This is a genomic window from Candidatus Similichlamydia epinepheli (genome assembly GCF_003056015.1).
In genome coordinates this window covers 1-2,159 of the sequence record NZ_PPEU01000105.1, presented here as the reverse complement: position 1 = coordinate 2,159, position 2,159 = coordinate 1, and the positions used below count along the sequence as shown (strand labels likewise).

Genomic DNA, 2,159 nt, shown 5'->3' with positions numbered 1-2,159 from the left:
ATTTTGCTCTTTTGGAGCTGAAACATTTTGTTTTGGAAGTTTGCAGTATTAGTTAGCTGTAGTTCTTTGATCCTGTTAAGGATCTTCAGGAACACAGTTTCGATGTCCTTGCGATCGTCTTTCTGGCCAGTCAAGCAAGGTGAAGCTAGAGTTCTCATCCCTTTGATAATCACTCTTTTTCTTATTGCCTTCAATTATTACAGCTTGAAGAGCATTAAGGACACTTTAGTGATAACATCTGCTGGTGCTTCTGCTGTGCCGTTCATTAAGACTTGGGCACTTTTACCATCGACATTTTTTGCCTCTTATTTTTTTGCAATTATTTCGATTAGGATCGGTCCTCGCCGAGCTTTTTTGGTGATGCTTTCCCTTTTTCTATCGTTTTACGCCGTTTTCATTTTCATTCTTTATCCCAAGCGAAATGAGTTTTTATTTGATGTCTTGGCAAACTTTCTAGAGCCATACTTACCTAAAGGTTTTGATTCTGTTGCCATTCTGATTCGACACTGGCCCTTTACACTTTTTTACATCATAAGTGAGCTATGGAGTGTAATTATATTAAATATCTGCTTCTGGGGATTTTTGAACGATGTTATTTCGATTGAACAAGCTAAGCGTCTCTATCCTATTCTTCGAACTGGATTAAACTTCGCAGGTATTTTATCAGGACGTGTAGGTCTTTATTTTTCTGCTATCCCCTTCACTCCTAGTTTTCCATTTGGAGAAACGGCATGGGACCAAGCTCTGACTAAAATGATGATTACGGTTCTTTTGTCTGGAGTTGGGATTTTTTCGATCTTTTGCTGGGTTTCTTCTCAGTTCAAGCCAAAAAAGAAAATAGACCCACAAGTTAGATCTAATAACACTACTTCAATTAAAGATGGATGGTCCTTTCTCTTTCAGAATCAGACGATTCTTTGTTTAAGCGGAATTACGTTCGCCTATAACCTATTATTGAATCTAGGGGAGGTTTTATGGACAGCTAAGACCTATGCTCTTTACCCTGATCCTCTCTCCTTCTCTGCCTATATGCACTACATTGCAATTGTTACTAGCTTAGTTGCATCTCTTTCCGCATTTTTCATGTCTGGTAGCTTGTTAAAGCATTTTAGCTGGCTTACCACCGCCTTAGTCACTCCATTTGTTTCGCTTATTACGTCTTTCTTTTTTTTCCTTTTTCTTTTGCTCCCGCAACGAACAGCATTTATAGCTGCTTGTCTTGGGCTATCGCCTTTAGAGGCAACCGTTTTTTTCGGTGCTGTGCAAAGTTGTCTTGCTCGTTCACTTAAATCTGCCTTACTAGACATCAACAAAGATTTAGTTTTAATAGAACTTAGTGGTCCAATTCGCGTACGAGGGAAGGCTATTATTGATGGCTTAGCCGCTAGATCTGGGAAGGCTATGGCTTCTATCTCTCTTACTGTACTGCTAGGCATCCTTGGATCGATTGATGCTTGTACGTCTTCTATAGGGATTTTAAGCTGTGCCACTATTGGGTCTTGGTTAACTGCGACATACAAACTTGGTAGATATCGCCATTATAAATCGGCTAAAAAATCGATTTCTTTTTCTGATGGAGATGATTCCTCTTCCCGATAAAGGTACAAGCGTTCTAGCAAAAGAACCAACAGAAACAAATAACTGTTGGGTCACCGTGGAAAAAAAATATCAATTTTTGCAGCCGAAGATTGGTCCTGTGCTTTCATTCCAGTCGCTGGTTTTTTTAAAACAAAAAACCGTTGCTCGAATTGTGAATGCTTTTTTTATAGGACATTGTTGGATAGTTTCATTATCTTGTCCACGTAGTATCAGTGCGACACAACCGGCAACTGTGCCAAAGAATTCTCTATTCCCTAGGTTGTTTGACCGGGCAACAGAGATAGAAATGGTATCACCATGGAAACATACTTTTGAATGGTGTCAACTTACGAGTAAAAAAAAAGTCTGATCCCAGAATTGACTGATAGACTCTGTTCCATAAAGAATTTGTTGAGAGAGTTCCTTCCCGAATTGTACTCCCTCTTGATCGAAAGAATTAATTCGCCAAAATCTCCCTTGGAAAAGAACACGATTTTCGTAAAGCGACCAAAGTGCACCTAAGTTTTCGATAGAAAATTTATCTCCGAGAAGAATAGTTGAGGGACGATTGCCAGGGAAAT

The 2,159-nt window shown here is 39.3% G+C and carries 1 protein-coding gene and 1 pseudogene; one reads left to right on the top strand and one right to left on the bottom strand.

What is annotated here, in order from left to right:
* The first annotated feature begins 102 nt into the window (after window positions 1–102).
* The gene (locus tag GCCT14_RS04540) at window positions 103–1,599 is read left to right on the top strand and encodes an Npt1/Npt2 family nucleotide transporter (protein ID WP_157952618.1); all 1,497 of its coding nucleotides are present in this window, start codon (window positions 103–105) and stop codon (window positions 1,597–1,599) included.
* Between the two features lie 321 nt (window positions 1,600–1,920).
* Here the strand turns inward: GCCT14_RS04540 and GCCT14_RS04530 are convergent.
* A pseudogene (locus GCCT14_RS04530) lies at window positions 1,921–2,159 on the bottom strand (hypothetical protein); the annotation flags it as partial.

Coding starts and splice junctions, on each gene's coding strand:
- GCCT14_RS04540 (WP_157952618.1), top strand. CDS start 103: ATGTCCTTGCGATCGTCTTTCTGGCCAGTCAAGCAAGGTGAAGCTAGA.